Annotated in this window: 12 protein-coding genes; 7 read left to right on the top strand and 5 right to left on the bottom strand. The window is 71.4% G+C overall.

The window, feature by feature from the left end; translation table 11 throughout:
* Nucleotides 1–44 precede the first annotated feature (44 nt).
* The 6 genes from hflX (at nucleotide 45) to holA (ending at nucleotide 8,838) form a co-directional block, all read left to right on the top strand.
* Nucleotides 45–1,457, top strand: coding sequence for a GTPase HflX (gene hflX / locus Psi02_RS02955; protein ID WP_203971454.1), 1,413 nt, complete (start codon nucleotides 45–47; stop codon nucleotides 1,455–1,457).
* Between the two features lie 471 nt (nucleotides 1,458–1,928).
* The gene (gene hutI, locus Psi02_RS02950; RefSeq protein ID WP_203882646.1) at nucleotides 1,929–3,137 is read left to right on the top strand and encodes an imidazolonepropionase; all 1,209 of its coding nucleotides are present in this window, start codon (nucleotides 1,929–1,931) and stop codon (nucleotides 3,135–3,137) included.
* A 227-nt stretch (nucleotides 3,138–3,364) separates the two neighbouring features.
* Nucleotides 3,365–4,210, top strand: coding sequence for a DegV family protein (locus tag Psi02_RS02945; protein ID WP_203971452.1), 846 nt, complete (start codon nucleotides 3,365–3,367; stop codon nucleotides 4,208–4,210).
* A 476-nt stretch (nucleotides 4,211–4,686) separates the two neighbouring features.
* On the top strand, nucleotides 4,687–5,337 hold the full coding sequence (locus Psi02_RS02940) for a ComEA family DNA-binding protein (protein ID WP_239094553.1): 651 nt from the start codon (nucleotides 4,687–4,689) through the stop codon (nucleotides 5,335–5,337).
* On the top strand, nucleotides 5,334–7,817 hold the full coding sequence (locus tag Psi02_RS02935) for a ComEC/Rec2 family competence protein (RefSeq protein ID WP_239094552.1): 2,484 nt from the start codon (nucleotides 5,334–5,336) through the stop codon (nucleotides 7,815–7,817). Before Psi02_RS02940 ends, Psi02_RS02935 begins: the two co-directional genes overlap by 4 nt.
* Nucleotides 7,818–7,872: 55 nt before the next feature.
* Nucleotides 7,873–8,838 carry a DNA polymerase III subunit delta gene (gene holA, locus Psi02_RS02930; protein WP_203971450.1) on the top strand — a complete coding sequence of 322 codons (966 nt, stop codon included), beginning with the start codon at nucleotides 7,873–7,875 and terminating at the stop codon, nucleotides 8,836–8,838.
* A 98-nt stretch (nucleotides 8,839–8,936) separates the two neighbouring features.
* On the opposite strand, the gene Psi02_RS02925 is transcribed toward holA, so the two are convergent.
* The gene (locus Psi02_RS02925; RefSeq protein WP_203971448.1) at nucleotides 8,937–9,458 is read right to left on the bottom strand and encodes a MarR family winged helix-turn-helix transcriptional regulator; all 522 of its coding nucleotides are present in this window, start codon (nucleotides 9,456–9,458) and stop codon (nucleotides 8,937–8,939) included.
* A gap of 66 nt (nucleotides 9,459–9,524) precedes the next feature.
* Between Psi02_RS02925 and Psi02_RS02920 the strand changes: the two genes are divergently transcribed.
* On the top strand, nucleotides 9,525–10,784 hold the full coding sequence (locus Psi02_RS02920; RefSeq protein WP_203971446.1) for an MFS transporter: 1,260 nt from the start codon (nucleotides 9,525–9,527) through the stop codon (nucleotides 10,782–10,784).
* Here the strand turns inward: Psi02_RS02920 and Psi02_RS02915 are convergent.
* From Psi02_RS02915 to Psi02_RS02900, 4 genes are read right to left on the bottom strand one after another with little or no spacing between them, the layout of a single operon-like run.
* Complete coding sequence (locus Psi02_RS02915; protein WP_239094551.1) at nucleotides 10,781–11,467, bottom strand: ABC transporter ATP-binding protein; 687 nt, start codon at nucleotides 11,465–11,467, stop codon at nucleotides 10,781–10,783. The genes Psi02_RS02920 and Psi02_RS02915 overlap by 4 nt on opposite strands.
* Nucleotides 11,460–12,413: an ABC transporter ATP-binding protein gene (locus tag Psi02_RS02910; RefSeq protein WP_203971444.1), complete on the bottom strand. Its 954-nt coding sequence runs from the start codon at nucleotides 12,411–12,413 to the stop codon at nucleotides 11,460–11,462. Before Psi02_RS02910 ends, Psi02_RS02915 begins: the two co-directional genes overlap by 8 nt.
* A complete protein-coding gene (locus tag Psi02_RS02905) occupies nucleotides 12,391–14,883 on the bottom strand; it encodes an ABC transporter permease family protein (RefSeq protein ID WP_203971442.1) in 2,493 nt (830 codons plus the stop codon). Before Psi02_RS02905 ends, Psi02_RS02910 begins: the two co-directional genes overlap by 23 nt.
* Entirely contained in the window at nucleotides 14,880–17,513 is a 2,634-nt protein-coding gene (locus Psi02_RS02900) for an FtsX-like permease family protein (protein ID WP_203971440.1), read from the bottom strand. The genes Psi02_RS02905 and Psi02_RS02900 overlap by 4 nt, the downstream gene beginning before the upstream one ends.
* Nucleotides 17,514–17,671: the final 158 nt, after the last annotated feature.

Below are 17,671 nucleotides of genomic sequence, written 5' to 3'. Positions count from 1 at the left end.
CGATGGGAAGACACCAGGGGTGTCGGATCGTTCTCCTAGAAGAGATGACATATATGCATGACGAGCCCGAAGACCTTGCCATGGGCGATTACGAGTTGGAAGAGCGCCAGGCGCTCCGCCGCGTGGCCGGTCTTTCGACGGAGCTCGAGGACATCACCGAGGTCGAATACCGCCAGCTGCGGCTGGAGCGGGTCGTCCTCGTAGGAGTCTGGACCAGCGGCTCCGTCTTCGACGCGGAGAACTCCCTGCAGGAGCTGAGGCTCCTCGCGGAGACCGCCGGATCGGACGTCCTGGAAGGCCTGATCCAGCGCCGTGACAAGCCCGACCCCGCGACGTACATCGGGTCGGGGAAGGCGATCGAGCTGCGTGACACCGTGGCCGCCTCCGGCGCCGACACCGTGATCTGCGACGGCGAGCTCACCCCCGGCCAGCTGCGCCAGCTGGAGGAGATCGTCAAGGTCAAGGTCATCGACCGGACCGCGCTGATCCTGGACATCTTCGCGCAGCACGCCAAGAGCCGCGAGGGCAAGGCCCAGGTCGAGCTGGCCCAGCTCCAGTACCTGCTGCCGCGCCTCCGAGGCTGGGGTGGCAACCTCTCCCGGCAGGTCGGCGGCCGTGCCGCCGGCGGCGTCGGCATCGGCGGCCGTGGTCCCGGTGAGACGAAGATCGAGCTGGACCGGCGCCGCATCCGCGAGCGGATGTCGAAGCTGCGCCGCCAGATCAAGGGCATGTCGACGGCGCGCGAGACCATGCGGCACCACCGCCAGGCCCGCGAGGTGCCGGCGGTGGCGATCGCCGGCTACACCAACGCCGGCAAGTCGTCGCTGCTCAACCGGCTGACGGGTGCGGGTGTGCTGGTCGAGGACGCGCTGTTCGCGACCCTCGACCCCACCGTGCGCCGGGCGCGCACGCCCGACGGCCGCCTGTTCACGCTCGCCGACACCGTCGGGTTCGTCCGGCATCTGCCCCACCAGCTGGTCGAGGCGTTCCGCTCGACCCTGGAGGAGGTCGGCGACGCCGACCTGATCCTGCACGTGGTGGACGGGTCGCACCCCGATCCCGAGTCGCAGCTCGCGGCCGTCCGCGAGGTGTTGTCAGAGATCGAGGGCGCGAGCGAGATCCCCGAGATCGTCGTGATCAACAAGGCCGACGCCGCCGACCCGGTGACGCTCGCCCGGCTGACCATGAAGGAACGGCGCAGCGTGGTGGTCTCCGCGCGCACCGGCTCCGGCATCGACGAGCTGATGACGCTGATCGAGACCGAGCTTCCCCGCCTGGACCACGAGGTCCGGATGCTCGTGCCGTACGACAGGACGGATCTGGTCGCGCGGGCCCACAAGGAGGGCGAGGTGCTGTCCCTCGAGCACACCGGTGACGGCACGATCCTGCACGCCAGGGTTCTCGGGGCGCTGTTCGCCGAACTGGACCGGGTCGCCAAGCCCGTCGAGACCGTCTGAGGGGCGCTTTTCCGTCGTCCCGACACGCCCCTGCGAGGGTCACGATTGGTTAGTGGCCCTCCGGGGGTGACCTTGGTACGATAACGCCAGCCTAACGAGACCTTATGGCGCGGGTAACAAAATGACACTAGAAAGTGCTGTTACGCGTTGGCGAGTGCGAGGGCATCGGGTTCAAGTCGCGGGGAACGGCTGCCGGTGCGAAGTCGGGGACAGATGTGACGTATCGATACGGCTGTGGCGTATTGGCGTTCTTTCTCAATAGCCCTGTACATCCAGTCGACCTGTGAAATAACGTAACTGAACTGAAATCGCCCGGGTTCAAGATCCTGGCGATAGGGTCATCGCACAACAACCGGTGCGCGATGAGGCAGGAGACCCCCCAATGACGTCCGGACACGGAGCGGACCCAGTGGGCGCGGCGCCCATGACCTGGGACTTTGTCGTGTTCCGGGATGACGGGCAGGTGGTCGGATGACCGTTCGGCTGCTCACCAACATCGGCCGGCTCTGGACCGGTCACGACGTATGCAGCAACGCGGCCATCCTGGTCCACAACGACCGCATCGCCTGGGTCGGACGGGCGGCTGACCTGCCCCAGAGTGTTCCCGGGGTCGTCAACGACATCGTCGACGTCGACCATGTGGAGAACCTCGGCGGCGCCCTCGTCACGCCCGGTCTCATCGACGCCCACACCCACCCCGTCTACGCCGGGAACCGCTACGCCGAGATGGCGATGCGGTCGGGCGGCTCGACGGCCTCCGCGATCAACGCGGCGGGCGGCGGCATCGGCTCGACCGTCACGGTGACCCGCGGCACCGACCCGTGGACGTTGTGCAACGGCGTCCGCGAGAGGCTGCGCGAGTGGCTGCTGGCCGGAACGACGACCGTCGAGGCCAAGACGGGCTACCACCTGACCCGCGACGGAGAACTGGCGGACGTCCGCCTGCTGCGCGAGCTCGAGAAAGAGCCGATGATGCCGCGGGTGCACGTCACGTTCCTGGCCGCGCACGTGGTCCCGCCGGAGTACTTCGGCCGCCAGCGTGACTACGTCGAGGCCGTCGCCACCTGGTGCGCGGACGCCGCCGCCGCTGGGGCCGACAGCGTGGACGTCTACTGCGACGACGGGCACTTCAGCGTCGACGAGGCCCGCTGGGTGCTCGCCTCCGGCCGCAACGTCGGCCTTCTTCCCCGCGTGCACGCGGGCGCCTACAACCGCCGCGGCGCGGTCCAGCTGGCCGCCGAGATGGGATGCTCGTCCGCCGACCTGCTCCACCACACCTCCGACGAGGACATCGCACTGATGGGCAGGTACGGCGTGCCGGCCGTCGTCTGCCCGGCCACCGCTCTGCAGGGTGGCACCCTTCCGCCGGTGCGCCGCATGATCGCCCAGGGTGTCCCGATCGCGCTCGGCAGCGACCACAACCCGGGTCACTGCGGCATCACCTCGATGTCCCTGGTGATCAGTCTGGCCGTGTCGGCGTTCGGGATGAGCGTGGGGGATGCGCTCCGCGCGGCGACGCTGGGCGGAGCCCAGGTGCTGGGCGCCCCCGACCGCGGCATCCTCGCGCCGGGTCGTCTGGCGGACATCGTGCAGTGGGACGCCGACCACGAGGGCGCGTTCGCCTGGTCGTACGGCCTCAAGCCTCGCCGGGTCTGGCGCGGTGGCACCCCCGTCCAATAACCCCAGGCTTCTTCTCTTCGGCGTGATCATGCACAGGTTCGGCCGAACCCCCGCCGACCTGCCCCTCCCTTGTGCGTGATCATGCACGGGTTCGCTGAGGGGGACCATGACCTGCGGTGATGTAGTTCGTGATCATGCACACTTTCGCTCATGTGTGTCCTCACCTGCGATGACACATTCTGTGATCATGCACGTGCCCGGCGGATCGGGAGGGTTACTCTCTCGATATGTCCTCGATGATCGCTGTCGTCACGGATTCCACCGCGTATCTGGGTGAGGCTGAGGCGGTCAGGTGGGGCGTCGCCGTCGTCTCGCTCCAGGTCGCCTACGACGATCAGATCCTTGAGGACCGGACCCCGATCGACACCGCCGCCGTGGCGAGCGCTCTACGCGGAAGGGCCACCACGTCGAGGCCGTCGCCGCAGGTGTTCGCCGACGCGTACGACCAGGCCGCCGCGCGAGGGGCGACGGGCGTCGTGTCCATCCACCTTTCTAGCGAGATGTCAGGCACAGTGGACTCCGCCCTCATCTCCGCGCGGGACGCGCCGATCCCCGTTGAGGTGATCGACAGCCGGTCCGTCGCGATGGGACTCGGGTTCCCCGTGCTGGCCGCGGCCCAGGCGGCCCAGCGGGGGGCCGCGCTCGCCGAGGTGGTGTCCGCGGCGAGACGATGCGCCGACGTCACCCGGACGTTCTTCTACGTCGACACGCTCGAGCACCTACGGCGGAGCGGCCGCATCGGCGCCACTGCCAACCTCGTCGGCTCCGCCCTGGCGATCAAGCCGCTGATGCATCTCGGCGATGGTGCGATCACCGTCCTGGAGAAGGTCCGTACGGCGGGGCGCGCGATCGCCCGCCTCGAGGACCTGGCGGTCGGGGCGGCCGCGGACGAACCGGTGAACGTGGCCGTGCAGCATCTGATGGCGTCCGCACGCGCCGACGCGCTCGCCGAGAAGCTGAGCGCACGGCTGCCGAAACTCGCCCGCATGATGGTCGTCGAGGTCGGGCCGGCGCTCGGCGCCCATGTCGGCCCGGGATTGCTGGGGGTGACGATCTCGCCGACGGTCCGGTGAGCGCCGGGTATCCAGGTGAGCGACTGGGATTCGGCGGGCGCCCGGTGACGCGGTAGGCGATCCGGCTCGTCCCGAATGGTGTGAGGTCCAGCGCGGTCCAGCGAGTTCCAGCGCGGTCCAGCGCGGTCCGGGTTCCCAGCGCCCGGAGGGAGTGAGCGGCCGCGGTGGCGCCGCGGTTTCCACAGGCATCCCGTCATCCACAGAGCACCGTTCTGGCGAGGCCGGAACACTTGCGCGCGCCTAGCGTCTCCCGTGTGCGAACCACGCAGCAGGCGGCTCATCGTGTCGCCGTAGAGGCACGCCTGCGCTGTCTGACGGCGTCGGTGTCGGCGTCGGCGCGGTTCGGGCCGCCGTCGCCAGGCTCGCCACCGTCGCCAGGCGCGCCGCCGTCGTTCGGTTCACCCCATGAGGCTCGTACGGCTGCCGCGACGCGCGAGCCTGACGAACCCGGCCCATCGGAGGAGGAACCACCGACCGTGGACACACTCGGGGCGCGGATACGCGGGCGACTGTCCGGGACGGGGCCGCTGCTCGATCCTGGCGTGCCGGGTCTCCGGGTGCTCGTAGTCCTCGGCGCGCTCGCGGCGATCGTGGCCGGCATCTTCGCGTTGCGGTCACGACCCGTGGCCGAGCCGTTGGCTCCGCCCGCCCCAGTGAGCGTGGCCTCGGCCGTGGTTTCCCCCTCGCCGACGGCGAGTGTGGTCGTATACGTGACCGGCAAGGTGCGGCGACCGGGGGTGCTGTCGCTGGCGACGGGGTCCCGGGTCGCCGACGCCATCGAAGCCGCCGGCGGGGTCCGGCCGGGTGCGAAGCCGGGTGCCGTGAACCTGGCGCGGCGTCTCGTGGACGGCGAGCAGATCGTGGTGGGGTCTCCCACGCCGATGACTCCCGGCGACGGCTCCGCGGCAGGGTCGGCGGCAGGGTCGGCGGCGGGCGGCCTCATAAGCCTCAACTCGGCGACGGCGGAGCAGCTCAACGGCCTGCCGGGAGTCGGCGACGTGCTCGCCGCGCGCATCATCGAGTTCCGCGAGGCCCACGGCGGGTTCCAGAGCGTCGACCAGTTGCGCGAGGTTTCCGGAGTCGGAGAGAAGCGGTTCGCGGAGTTGAAGGACAAGGTCGCGCTGTGACCGCCGGGCAGGCCGATCCCGGACGCGGCCCGATGCCGAAGTCCGGGATCGCGCACTCGCTGCTGCTGGTCGCACCCGCTCTGGCGTCCTGGGCGGCGGCGCTCGTCCTTCTGGGGCATTCGGCCGTCGTCGGAGCGGTGGTGGCGGTCACCGCCGCCGTCGCGGCGGTGGCATGCTGGACCCTGCGACCGCGTACGTCCAGGCCACCCGGCCTGCGATCGCGTACATCCAGGCCATCCGGGCCATCCGGCCTGCGAACACGGGGGACACGGCGGTGGGTCCGCGGCGCGAGATCTCCTGCTGTCCGGAACGTGGTCGTGGGAGTCCTCGCCTGCTTGTCGGCCACCGCGGCGGTCGTGGCCTTCAAGGTGCACACCGTCAGCACCGGCCCGGTGCCCGGACTGGCGGCGCGGAGTGCCTCGGTGACGGCCAACGTCGTGATCACCGACGACCCCCGAGTCCGGCCCCATCGCGGTGGGATCGCCCGCCGGGACAGCGCGGTGGTCGAGGCTCGGATGGTGTCCGTGAGCGCGGGCACGGCGCGGTTCGCCGTGGACGTCCCTGTCGTGTTGTTCGGGTCGGGGGAGGGATGGGGTTCCCTGCTGCCCAGCCAGCGGGTCAGGGTCCAGGGGCGTCTCGGGCCCGCGGAGCCGGGCGAGCTCACCGCGGCCGTCATGCTCGTGCGCGGGCCGCCCCGAACCCTCTCCGGGCCCTCGGCGCCGCAGACGGTGGCCGGCGCGCTGCGCGCCGGCCTGCGGGAGGCCAGCGATGTGCTCTCTCCCGACCAGCGGGGCCTGCTGCCCGGCCTGGTGGTGGGTGACGTGTCACGCCTGGACGACCAGGTCAAGCAGGACCTCACGACGGCCGGGCTCAGCCATCTGACCGCCGTCTCCGGCGCCAACCTCGCCCTGATCGCGGGAGCCGCCCTCGCCCTCGCGAGGCTCGGAGGGCTCTCGCTGCCGTTGCGCGCCCTCGTCGCGGTCGTCGCGATGGTGGGCTTCGCCCTGGTCGCGAGGCCGTCTCCCAGCGTGCTGCGCGCGCTCGTCATGGGGACGATCGCCGCCGTCGCACTCGGCACCGGCCGGCCGAAGGACGGGGTGGCCATCCTCTCGGCCACCGTGCTCGGCCTGATCCTCTTCGATCCGGGACTCGCCAGGCAGTACGGCTTCGCCCTCTCCGTATTCGCGACCGGCGGCATCCTGGTCCTCGCCCCGCCCTGGCGCGAACGCCTGGCGGAGCGGATGCCCATGCTCGCCGCCGAGGCGATCGCGGTGCCGGCCGCGGCCCAGGCGGCCGTGACCCCGGTTCTGGTGCTGATGTCGGGCAAGATCGACCTGGTGGCCATCCCGGCGAACCTGCTCGCGGGGCCGGCCGTCGCACCGGCCACCGTGCTCGGCTTCGCCGCGGCGATCGTCGCTCCCTTGAGCATGGGAGCGGCGCAGATCCTGGTCCATCCCGCGGGCTGGGCGGTCGGTTGGATCATCGTCGTCGCCGAACACGCCGCCGAAGTCCCGATGGCGACGATCGGCTGGCCGGGAGGTCCGGGCGGGCTGGTTCTCCTGGCGGTCGCGGCAGTGACCACCTGGGCGCTGCTTCGCGGACGGGCGCGCAGGCGGATCGTCCTCGCTCTGCTGGCGGGCGCCCTGGTCGCCGTCCTGGTCGCCGGGCCGGTGGCCTCGCGGTGGCCGCCTCCGGGCTGGTTACTGGTGGCCTGCGACGTGGGCCAGGGAGACGCGCTGGCCGTATCGGCGGGGCCGGGAAAGGCCATAGTGATCGACACGGGCCCGGAGCCGGGACCGGTCGACCGGTGCCTGCGTGACCTCGATGTCCGGCAGGTGCCGTTGATGGTGCTCACTCATCCCCACCTCGACCACGTCGGAGGTCTGGAGGGAGCTATGAGAGGCAGAGCGGTGGGCGCGGCGCTGGTGAGCCCGGGTCGCGTTCCCGAGCGGGAGAGCGCCCGCGTCTCCTGGCGCCTTCGGACGAAGGGAGTCCCCGAATGGGTGATGCCGCCAGGGACGCGGTGGCGGTTCGGCGGCGCGGAGATCACCGTGATCGCCCCGTCCTCTGACGCCCCGCGCGAAGGTCCGGGGGAGGGAGCCATCGCGAACAACGCCAGCGTCGTGCTGCTCGTGCGCTGGTTCGAGCCGTCGGGGAGGCTCCTCGGATCCGCGTTGCTCGCCGGAGATCTCGAGACCGAGTCGCAGGCCGTCCTGTCGCGTCTCGGAGTCCCACCCGTCGACATCCTGAAGGTCCCGCATCACGGCAGCGGGCGTCAGGATCCGGCTTTCCTGGCCGCCACCCGGGCGCGTGCCGCACTGATCAGCGTCAGTGCGGTCAACGATTACGGGCATCCGGCCCCGTTGACGACGTACCGGCTCAGCCGGCTCGGCATGCGGGTCTACCGTACCGACCTGTCCGGTGACCTCGCGGTGACCGCCCGGGAGGGCCGGCTCGGGATCGTGACGCGGAAGGGCTGAGATCCATGCACCGGCGGATGTGCCACACCCGGCCCGGCGTGGCATGCTGCCAGACATGGCGAACCCAGCTCCCGTGACCCTTGTCGTCGGCGACGAGGAGTTCCTCGTGGACCGCGCCGTCGGGTCGATCGTGTCGGCGGTGCGCGGGACCGACCCCGAGGCGGAGGTGCACGACCTCGTCGGAGGGAAGGTCGAGATCGGGGAGCTGACCCGGCTCGCCTCGCCGTCCCTGTTCGAAGACCGGTCCGTCGTCGTGATCCGCTCGGCCCAGGACCTCCAGAAGGACGTCATCGCCGAGATCGTGAAGTACACCGCACATCCGGCGGACGACACCGTCCTGATCCTGGCCCACCCCGGCGGGGTCAAGGGCAAGGCCCTCGTCGAAGGCGTCAAGAAGGCGGGCGCAGAGGTCGTCACGGTGGCCAAGCCGACGAAGCCGGGGGAGCGGCTGGACTTCATCAAGGCCGAGGTCAGGCGGCACGGCCGGACGATCGCCCCCGCCGCGGCCCAAGCGCTGCTCGACGCCGTGGGCAGCGACCTTCGCGAGTTGGCCGCCGCCTGCGGCCAACTGGCGTTCGACACCTCGGGGAAGAACATCGATGAGGCCGCAGTCGCCCGCTACCACCGCGGCCGGGCCGAGGTCACCGGATTCGCCATCTCCGATCTCGCCGTCGAGGGACGGCTCGGCGAGGCGCTCGAACAACTCCGCTGGGCGGTGGCCACCGGGGTGGCGCCGGTGCTGATCGTCAGCGCCCTCGCGGGCGGCCTCCGCTCACTGGCGAAGGTGGGGGGCGCACCGCGAAACCTGCGCGGAGCTCAGCTCGCCGGCCACGTCGGGATGCCCCCCTGGAAGATCGACAGGGTCAAGCGCCAGCTCAGTGGATGGGGGCCGGAGGGCATCTCCATCGCCATGCAGGCGGTCGCGTCGGCCGACGAGCAGGTCAAGGGCGCCGGCACCGACCCGGCGTACGCCCTGGAACGAGCCGTCCAGGTCATCGCCGCCAGCCGTACCGGCCGCTGAACCGCGTCGTACCAGCCGTACCGGCCGCTGAACCGTCGTACCAGCCGCACCGCCCGCTGAGCCGCCGCACCGGCGGCGGACCCTGGCGGGGCGCGAGCTCACTCGGCCGGAGCCGCTGGACCCGCCGGAGTTGGAGGCCCTTCCACCTGCAGCAACATCCGCTTGAGGAGTGCGGCCAGCACATCCTGCTCGGCCAAGGTGAGAACGCCGACCATGTCCCCCTCGGCCTCGCCTCGCACGCCCATGGCCCTCAGCCAGGTCGCCCGCCCCTGTTCGGTGAGCTCGACGTCCACGCGCCGGCGGTCCTCCTCGCTGCGGACGCGCCGCACGAGACCGGCCTTCTCCAGGGTGTCGAGCCGCCCCGTCATGCCGGCCGGTGACAGCTTGAGGTCCGCGGCCAGCTCTGAGGGAGTGGCTCGGCCGTGCTCGCCACGTGAGGCGAGCCGATGCAGCGTCTCGAACTCGAAGTCCTGGAGGCCGACCATGGCGAGCGCGGCGTCCTTGCCCCGGGAGAGATGTTTCACCAGGAACTGCAGCCTGGTGACGATCGCCTCCGCGCGCTCGTCGAAGGGCGCCTTGCCACGCCAACGGGCGATGTGCCGGTCCACCGAGTCGTCCACCCACCAATCATACGCCGAGATATATTTAGTTGACGAATAATTCGCTGGCGAAATACATTGCGAGACATGATTGCTCGACTCCTCGCCGGACGGGCGGTCGCCGCACTGGCCACCGCACTCATCCCCACCGGGCTGACACTCGCCGTCATCCGGGCCACCGGCTCGGCGCTCGATCTCGGCATCGTGCTCGCCGCCGAGACGATTCCGATGTTGCTGCTGTTGCCGATCGGCGGGGTGGTGGCGGATCGGCTGCCTCCACGACGCGTCATCCTCGTCGCGGACCTGGCACGATGCGCGGCCCAGGTGATGATCGGCGCGAGGCTGCTACTCGGTGCTCCCTCCGTCGCCGAGATCGCCGGGCTGGCGGCGCTGACCGGTGTGGCCGTGGCGTTCGGGATTCCGGCCGTGTCACCACTGGTCGTAGCGGTGGCTCCGCCCGACGGGAGGCTCAGGCTCAACGCGCGACTCGGGATGGTCAACGGGTTCGCCCAGATCGGCGGGCCCGCGCTCGCCGGAGGTCTGACCCTCTGGGCCGGCACGGGCTGGTCCTTCGTGATCACGGGGATCCTGTTCGCCGGCTCGGCCGTCACCCTGGGCGGGCTCGTCACGGCGCCGCCCACCGGCCCGCGGCGGCACTTCTTCGCCGACCTGCATGAGGGCTGGCGTGAGGCCAAGCGGCACCGATGGTTTCTCACCAGCCTGCTCGGTCACGGCGTCTGGCACCTCGCCGCCGGCTTCCTGCTCACGCTCGGACCCATCATCGCGGTGCGCAGCCTGGGCGGGGAGTCCGCGTGGATCGTCATCGCGCAGGCCGGGACCGTGGCGACGGTCGCGGGCGTCTTCCTCGCGCCGAGGCTTCCGATCTCACGGCCGATCGCCGTCGCGAACGGCTCGGCCGCCCTCTACGCCGTCCCCCTGGTTGCCCTGGCTATCCCGGCGCCGCTCGTGGTGGTCGCGTGCGCCTATTCCATCGCCATGTTCGGCCTCGGCCTGCTGATCCCGCTGTGGGACACCGCCATGCAGCGCCGGATCCCGCAGGAGGCGCTCGGCCGGGTCGGATCGTTCGACGCGCTGATCTCGTTCGCGGCGCGCCCGCTCGGTCTCGCCGTCGCGGCTCCTCTCGCCGCCTGGGCGGGGACCGCGATCCCGCTGACCGCCGCGGCGGTGCTCGTCGCCTCGGTCAACCTCGCCGTCATCGCCCTGCCCGAGGTCCGAGAGCGTACGGACCAGGCTCGAGAGCGTACGGACCAGGCTCGAGAGCGTACGGACCACGTCCGCGAAGCGGGTACCCCCATGGCTGCTCCCGAGAGACGAACCGCACGCTAGGAGGCGGCCTCCTCGAGCAAGCCGTCACGCAGCTCGAGCACCCGGTCGGCCAGCGCGATCAGGCCGAGGTCGTGCGTCGCGACGACGGCGGTGACGCCCTCGCTCCTGACAAGGGCGCGGATCAGCTCCATGATCTGGCGCGCCGTCTGCGAGTCGAGTTGCCCGGTCGGCTCGTCCGCGATGAGGACGCGCGGCCGGTTGGCCAGAGCACGGGCGATCGCCACCCGCTGCTGCTGGCCGCCGGACAGCTCGTAGGGCCGCTGGTTGACGTGATCGGCCAGCCCGACCAGCGTCAGCAGCACCCGGATGCGTTCCTCGCGCTCCTGCGCCGCCGCCTTCGCGAGCCGGAGCGGCACGCCCACGTTCTCGGCCGCCGACAACACCGGCACCAGGCCGAACGTCTGGAAGACGAACCCGACCACGTCCCGGCGCAGCTCCACCAGGCCGGACTCCGCCATGCCGGTGACGGAACGGCCCGCGATGGTGACCTGCCCCGCGTCCGGCCGGTCCAGCCCGCCCACCAGGTTGAGCAGGGTGGTCTTGCCCGAGCCCGACCGTCCACGGATGGCGATCAGCTCGCCGGGGAACGCCTCGAACGAGACGTCCTTCAGCGCCGCGACCTCCTTGGGGCCCTTCTGGTAGGTCTTGCGCAGGCCTTCTACGACGACCAGCGGCTCAGTCATTCGGCTCACCTTCGCGATCGGCCGGCCATACTCCGATGTGGTCGCGTTCGAGCTCCAGCCGGACCCGGCGTTCCATCTCGAGCTCGTTCATGAAGTCGCGGGGGAGCTGCAGACGGCCGGCTCGGTCGAGCACGGCGTACTCTTCCGCGATCACTCCGCCGTCCTGTGACGTGCGGCGCAGCGTCTCGCTCGACGTGCGCCCGTCGCGGATGCCGATGGTGCGGTCCACCTGCTCCGACACCGTCGGGTCGTGGGTCACGATGACGCAGGTGACGCCGAGCTCGCGGTTGGCGCCGCGGAGTGCGGAGAAGACGTCCTCGGAGGTGTCGCTGTCGAGCTCGCCCGTCGGCTCGTCGGCGAGGATCACCTCGGGGGAGTTGGCCAGGGCCACGGCGATGGCGACCCGCTGCTGCTGGCCGCCGGACAACTCGCCGGGCCGCCGGGCGGCGCACTCGGCGACGCCCAGAAGCTCCAGCAGGCCGTCGGCCCGTGCCTTGTCGACCTTGCGGCCGGCCAGCCGCATCGGGAGCGTCACGTTCTCCCGCGCGGTCAGGTACGGCAGGAGGTTGCGCGCCGTCTGCTGCCAGATGAACCCCACGATGGAGCGGCGGAAGCGCAGCCGGTCGCGGGAGGTCATCGACAGCAGGTCCATCCCGGCGACCCGGGCCAGCCCAGCGGTCGGGATGTCGAGCCCCGAGAGCACGTTGAGCAGGGTGGACTTGCCCGAGCCTGACGCGCCGACGATGGCGATCAGCTCACCCTTGTCGATCAGCAGGTCCAGGCCCTGCAGAGCGACCACCTCGACCGCGGCGCTCCGATCCGAGCCACGCGATGAGCCTTCGGTCTTGTAGATGCGCACCAGGTTGTCGCACAGGATATGGGCGTTTTCACCGAAGGCGGGGCGTGTGACTCCCGCCTGCGCCTCAAGATCGGCCAGACTTGGCATGGCCACCTCCAAGGTAGGAGCCTACGAGGGCGATGAGGGCGACGCCGGCCGCGAACAGCAGCGCGGGCGTCCGCGGGGCGAGCGACGGGGTGCCGGCCGGCAGGCCCGCGTAGGCCGCCAGGTCGACGCCCGCTCCGAGCAATGCGGGCAGGCCGATGCCCAAAGCGACCCCCGCGCAGGTCGTCAGCAGGAGCAGCGGGGTCACCTCCAGGAGGGTGAGGACCCTCGCCTGCCGTCCGGTCAGGCCGAGCACGGCCAGCAGCGCATGGGCCCGGGCACGCTCCGGCGCGCGGGACACGAAGGCGATGGCCACGCCGATCAGCGCGTACACGGCGAGTGCGAGGGTGACCACCCACAGGCCGGTGACGAGTGCCGACGCGAGCGGTTCACCCGCGATGCCGTCGAGCGCCCCGTCCACGGTCCTGATCACGGCGCCCGACGGCATCCCGGCCTTGACCGCCGATCGGACCGCCTCGGCGTCTCCGCTGATGAGCAGCGTGTTGGCCTTCCCGGCGACAGCGGGGACGACGATGAGATCCTGACCCGCGACGTCCACGCCGGGGAACGACGTGACAATGCCCTTCGGCACCACGGACATCTGCTTCGGCCAACTGATGTCGAAGCTCGACATGGCGGACAGACCGCGGGTGATGAGGGCTCCGGAGTCCGGCGCGCGCGGCAAGGTCAGCGGGCTGCCGGAGACCAGCCGCCGGTAGGCCTCCAGATCGACGGCGACCACGGTTGCCGGAAGCCCGCGGAAGCCCACATCGGCGGTGATCGGGCCCACGGAGGCCGGCACCACCGCGTCGATGCCGGGTGTCCGCCGTAGCTCTTCCACCAGGCGGGTGGGGATGTCCCGATCCACTTCCACCCGGATCTCCGCGCCGATCATCTGCCACGCGGCCTGCCGCTGGGCGGTGTCGATGCCCTGCACGGTGGCCGAGCCGTACGCGCCGATGGACAGGGCGGGAAGCAGCGCCAGCACGGGCAGCGCCACGCCCGCCGCCGCGCGCGCCGCCATGGTCAGGCCCAGATACGACGAGGCGTTGCGGCCTCGTGCGGTCAGCCGTACCAGCAGCCTGAGCGGCAGGGGATAGACCCGCAACGTCACGACCGCGGCGGCGAGGGCGAGAAGCAGGGGAGCCAGCGAGAGGAGCGGGTCGTCGGTGCCGAGCCCGCGGGTGCGCAGCAGTTGCACGCCTCCCACACCCAGCGCGACTACGAGCACCTCCATGGCGATCCGCCGTGGAGAGGGCCGCGCCGCCACGATGTCGTCTCTGCGCTGGTCCAGCGGTTTCCGGTGTGCGCCGGCCACCCAGGCGGCGCAGAAGCCGACGGCCGCCAGGGCGAGCAGCGCGGGCCCGATGTGGACGATCGGCGTGACGGGCCCCGGTACGGCGAAGGAGGCCAGGTAGCCGACGAGAGCCGCGGGCACGGCCATGAGGGCGGCGGCTCCGGTGCCCATGAGGGTGACCTGCCGGAGCGAGGCGCCGCGGGCGCGCATCAAGGCGAGGTCGCCGCGTACGCGTTCGGCGAGCAGGCGTACGGCCAGCGCGATCGTGCCGGCGCAGACCACGATGAGGCCGCCGAGGAGCACCGCGATGAGCGTCCGCGTCAGGGCGAGCCGGTCCAGGAACTGCGTCATGAGCCGGTCGAGGTTGGTCGACAGGGAGATGCCGGAGCCGCTGTCGGAGACGCGGTAGCGGAAGTCGGCGACCCCGCTGCGGACGGCTTCCGCGTTGCGGGCCGTGACCGCGCCGGACTTCACGGTCATGAACCACTGGTAAGTCCGCTTGGTGTTCATGGTCGCCACGCTGTCGCCGTCGGTGAGGCCGGCGAGGTACATCTGCTCTTCCATCGCTCCGACGGGGAGCGCCCTGATGACGCGGCCGAGGCTGTCGTAGTGGGCCCAGAACGCCTTGGCGCCGGTCACCGGCTCGTACAGTCCGGTGACCTTGGCGGAGAAGCCGTCGAGCTGGAGGACGTCACCCACCTTGATGCCGACTTCCGCGGCCGCGGGTGCGGCGAGGCCGACGTCGAACCGGTTGCCCTTCCTGGGCCCGGGCGGCCGGCCCTTGACATAGCGGACGGCGGATTCGGCGGAGGAGACCCATGCGAGCGTCAGATGCTCATTGCGCCTGTTGAGGATCCGCTGCTGCTCGATTTCGACGCTGATCAGCTTCTCGGCGTTCGTCACCTGCCGCAGGGCGGGAGGGAGTTCCGTGCGCCAGTCGTCGTCCTTCGCGACGATCTGCTCGATGCCGCCCAGCGGCTCGGCGTAGTAGCTCGTGCTCAGGACCACGCCGAGCGACGTGAGCTGCGGGGGCGAGTTCGACAGCAACCGCTGGGCGCCCTCGTCGTAGGACGCCTCCAACATCCGTGGAAGGGCCGCCACGAGCAGGGAGACGCTCAGTACCAGCGCGGCCAGCAGGGCCGCCACGCCCCGGTGGGCCGCCAGCAGCCGGATCATCGGTCCTCCCCGGTTCGCAGCACGCCGCCCGGTCCCCGCCGGTGCAGCGACCGGGCCAGGCCGCCGACCACCACCATGAGGCTCACCGCGATCGTCAGGATGAGAACGGTCACGGTCGGCCACGGGATGTCCAGCAGCACCGGAGGCGTGACGGCGGTCGCCTGCCCGGTCAGCACGATGGCCGGCACCACGACGGCGGCGACGACCCCCGCGAGGAGGACTCCGCCCGCCAGGGAAAGGGCGATGACGAACGACTGCTCGACGGCCAGCAGGGCGATCATCTGGCGGAAGGTCACGCCGAGCGCCCTCAGCAGGGCGAACTCCGCCCGGCGTTCCCTGGCCGACACCGCCGCGTTGACGAGGAAGCCCAGCAGGGCGAAAGCCAGGGCGGCGGCGAAGCCCAGCGTCAGCGCCCCCTGGAGGCCGGCCGCCAGCGGGTCGTCACTGAGCCGCCGGGCGAGTGCGCCCAGATCGGTGACGGTCTCCGCGGGATCCGCCCCCAGTGCGGTCACCGCACGCGAGGTGTCATGGCCGCTGATGGAGATCCACCATTCCGTGGGATCGCGGGGGACCTTCGCCGCCCGCAACGCCGACAGGTCGGCGAGCACGGCGGGGGTCCCCGCGGCAGTGCCGGGCATCGCGGCGATCGTTCCCGCCACGTGGACGGGCACCACCTGCGAGCCGATCGTGATCGTCTTGAGCTGGGCCAGGCCGGAGGTGACCACGACCGGCAGCGCCGCGCCCTTCTGCTGAAGCCGTGAGGTCAGCGTGGCCAGCGGGGTGTCCGACAGGTCGGGCCGCAGCAACATGATCGTGCCCAGTTTCGCGGCGTCCGCGCCGAGGAGGGTGACGTCGCCGCCGCCCATGGACGCCACACTCCGGTGGACGCCGGCCACGGCGGTCACTCCGGGTAACGTCTCATAGGCCGCCTGCCTGGCGTCGCCTCCCGGGGGCACCGCGATCCGGAGATCGGCTCCGGCCAGGTGCCGGGCCTGGTCGTCCTGGGAGGCCCGCCAGGTCGAGCCCGTGGCCAGGGAGAGCACCCCGATGGCGACCGCCATGGTCAGCAGCAGGGTGGGGCCGGAGTATCTGGTCGGGCGGCGGCTCACCTGGCGCGACCCGAGAGCCGACGCGAGCCCGGTGCCGCGCGCGGTGAGCCGCTCCACGAGGGCCGACGCCGGTGTGAGCAGGCGGAGGCCGAGCATTCCCCCGCAGAGCAGCGCGAGCGCCGGTCCCGCCACGATCAGCGGGTCGATCCCCAGGCCGCCGCCCGCCGTCGACGTCACCGGTGCCCCGTAGTGGCGCAACTGCCAGATCGCGAGCCCGGCCAGCACGAGCAGCACCAGGTCGGCGCCCGCTCTCTGGAGGATGCCCTGTCGCGCTCCGCGGCCCCGAGCCCCGCGTTCCTCGACGTAGGTGCGGCGGGCGCTCCTGATCGCGGGCAGTGCCAGGAGCACGGCGCAGGCCAGCGCCACGGCCGCGGAGACCGCGAACATGGCCGGCGCCGACGGCGGCGAGAGCCGTACGTCGGTCGGGCTGGTCAGCCGGAGCAGGACGGGTGCGAGGAACGGCGCCGCGACGGCGCAGGGCAGGGCGACCAGCAGCGCCTCGCCTCCGGCCAGTACGGCGAGGCGGACCGAGCCGCCGCCTCTCGACCGCAGCAGTGCGACCTCCATCTGCCGGTGGTCCGACAGCAGGCGGGCGGTGAGCGTCAGCGCGTAGGCCGCGAGGAGCAGCAGTTGCAGGACCGGAACGAGCATCGTCGAGCGGGCCACCAGTGCCGCCCGGTCGAGCTGGGTGAGCATGTCGGGCAGGAGACTGGTGACCGTGCAGTCGGGGCAGCTCGACCTGACCCCCGGTTCGATCGCGGCGACCGATCCGGCGAAGGGACGCAGCCGCTCCCGGGGGAGGCCGCTCAGGTCGGGTACGGCATGCCAGCTCGCGGAGACGGACGTGGTGAACCGGTCCAGGAAGGTGCCGGCGGACACGACGAGTGGGCCGTAGGTGGTGTAGTCGCCGTTCTGGACGCCTGCCAGGAGCAGTTCGTCGCCGATGCCGCTGTCGCCGTACGGGTCGCCGGGACGGAACACTCCCGTGATCCGCACCGTGACCGGGCGGCCGTCGAGCCGTCCCACGACCCTCAGCCGATCACCGGCCGACAGGCTCATCGCCCGGGCGGCGGCTTCGGACACCGACGCCTGGACGGTGGTTCCGGGCGCGGCGCCCGCGTCCGCCGGCCAGGTCCCGCTGAGAAGCGTGGAGTGCCGGTCGAGGCCCTCATAGGTGGCGAACCTGGTCAGCTCGGGCCGCTCGGCCTTCTCCTGGCCCGGCATCGCGTAGGAGTCGGAGAGCGCGCTCGACGTCACCTGGGCGGGCACGTCGCCGAGCCGGGCGGCGACCTGTTCGCGGACGAGCCCGTCGATCCGGGTGAAGTCGGCCGACGTGACGGAGGAGGTGACCGTGACGACCCGGGTGGCGAGCGGAGCGGTCTCCATCGCCCGGCGGACGCCGTCCTCGGTCACGGACACCGCGTAGACCATGAGGGCGACGAGTGTGGTCGTGGCGAGAAGCACCGAGCCGAGTGCCGCGATCAGCAGCAGCGGTTCACTCAGCGCGCGCCGGACAACCATCGGTGTACGCCCCCGCATGAACCGTCCCTGTCCGCGCCGAATCCAGAGCTTGACACTCTAGGGATCCGGAACGGGTCGTGGATGATCGGTGATCGAGCCGATACGGTGCGGGGACGCCGCTGTGATATCGAAATCGTGACATGAACCGGACGTTCCGT

It is taken from the genome of Planotetraspora silvatica (assembly GCF_016863315.1).
GTDB lineage: Bacteria > Actinomycetota > Actinomycetes > Streptosporangiales > Streptosporangiaceae > Planotetraspora > Planotetraspora silvatica.
Note: the sequence above shows the minus strand (reverse complement) of the source record. Positions and strands in the feature narration are given on the sequence as shown.

Bases quoted from the DNA above. Each gene is read 5' to 3' on its own strand.
- hflX (WP_203971454.1), top strand. From the start codon at position 45: ATGACATATATGCATGACGAGCCCGAAGACCTTGCCATGGGCGATTAC.
- hutI (WP_203882646.1), top strand. From the start codon at position 1,929: ATGACCGTTCGGCTGCTCACCAACATCGGCCGGCTCTGGACCGGTCAC.
- Psi02_RS02945 (WP_203971452.1), top strand. From the start codon at position 3,365: ATGTCCTCGATGATCGCTGTCGTCACGGATTCCACCGCGTATCTGGGT.
- holA (WP_203971450.1), top strand. From the start codon at position 7,873: ATGGCGAACCCAGCTCCCGTGACCCTTGTCGTCGGCGACGAGGAGTTC.
- Psi02_RS02920 (WP_203971446.1), top strand. From the start codon at position 9,525: ATGATTGCTCGACTCCTCGCCGGACGGGCGGTCGCCGCACTGGCCACC.
- Psi02_RS02915 (WP_239094551.1), bottom strand. From the start codon at position 11,467: ATGACTGAGCCGCTGGTCGTCGTAGAAGGCCTGCGCAAGACCTACCAG.
- Psi02_RS02910 (WP_203971444.1), bottom strand. From the start codon at position 12,413: ATGCCAAGTCTGGCCGATCTTGAGGCGCAGGCGGGAGTCACACGCCCC.
- Psi02_RS02905 (WP_203971442.1), bottom strand. From the start codon at position 14,883: ATGATCCGGCTGCTGGCGGCCCACCGGGGCGTGGCGGCCCTGCTGGCC.
- Psi02_RS02900 (WP_203971440.1), bottom strand. From the start codon at position 17,513: ATGGTTGTCCGGCGCGCGCTGAGTGAACCGCTGCTGCTGATCGCGGCA.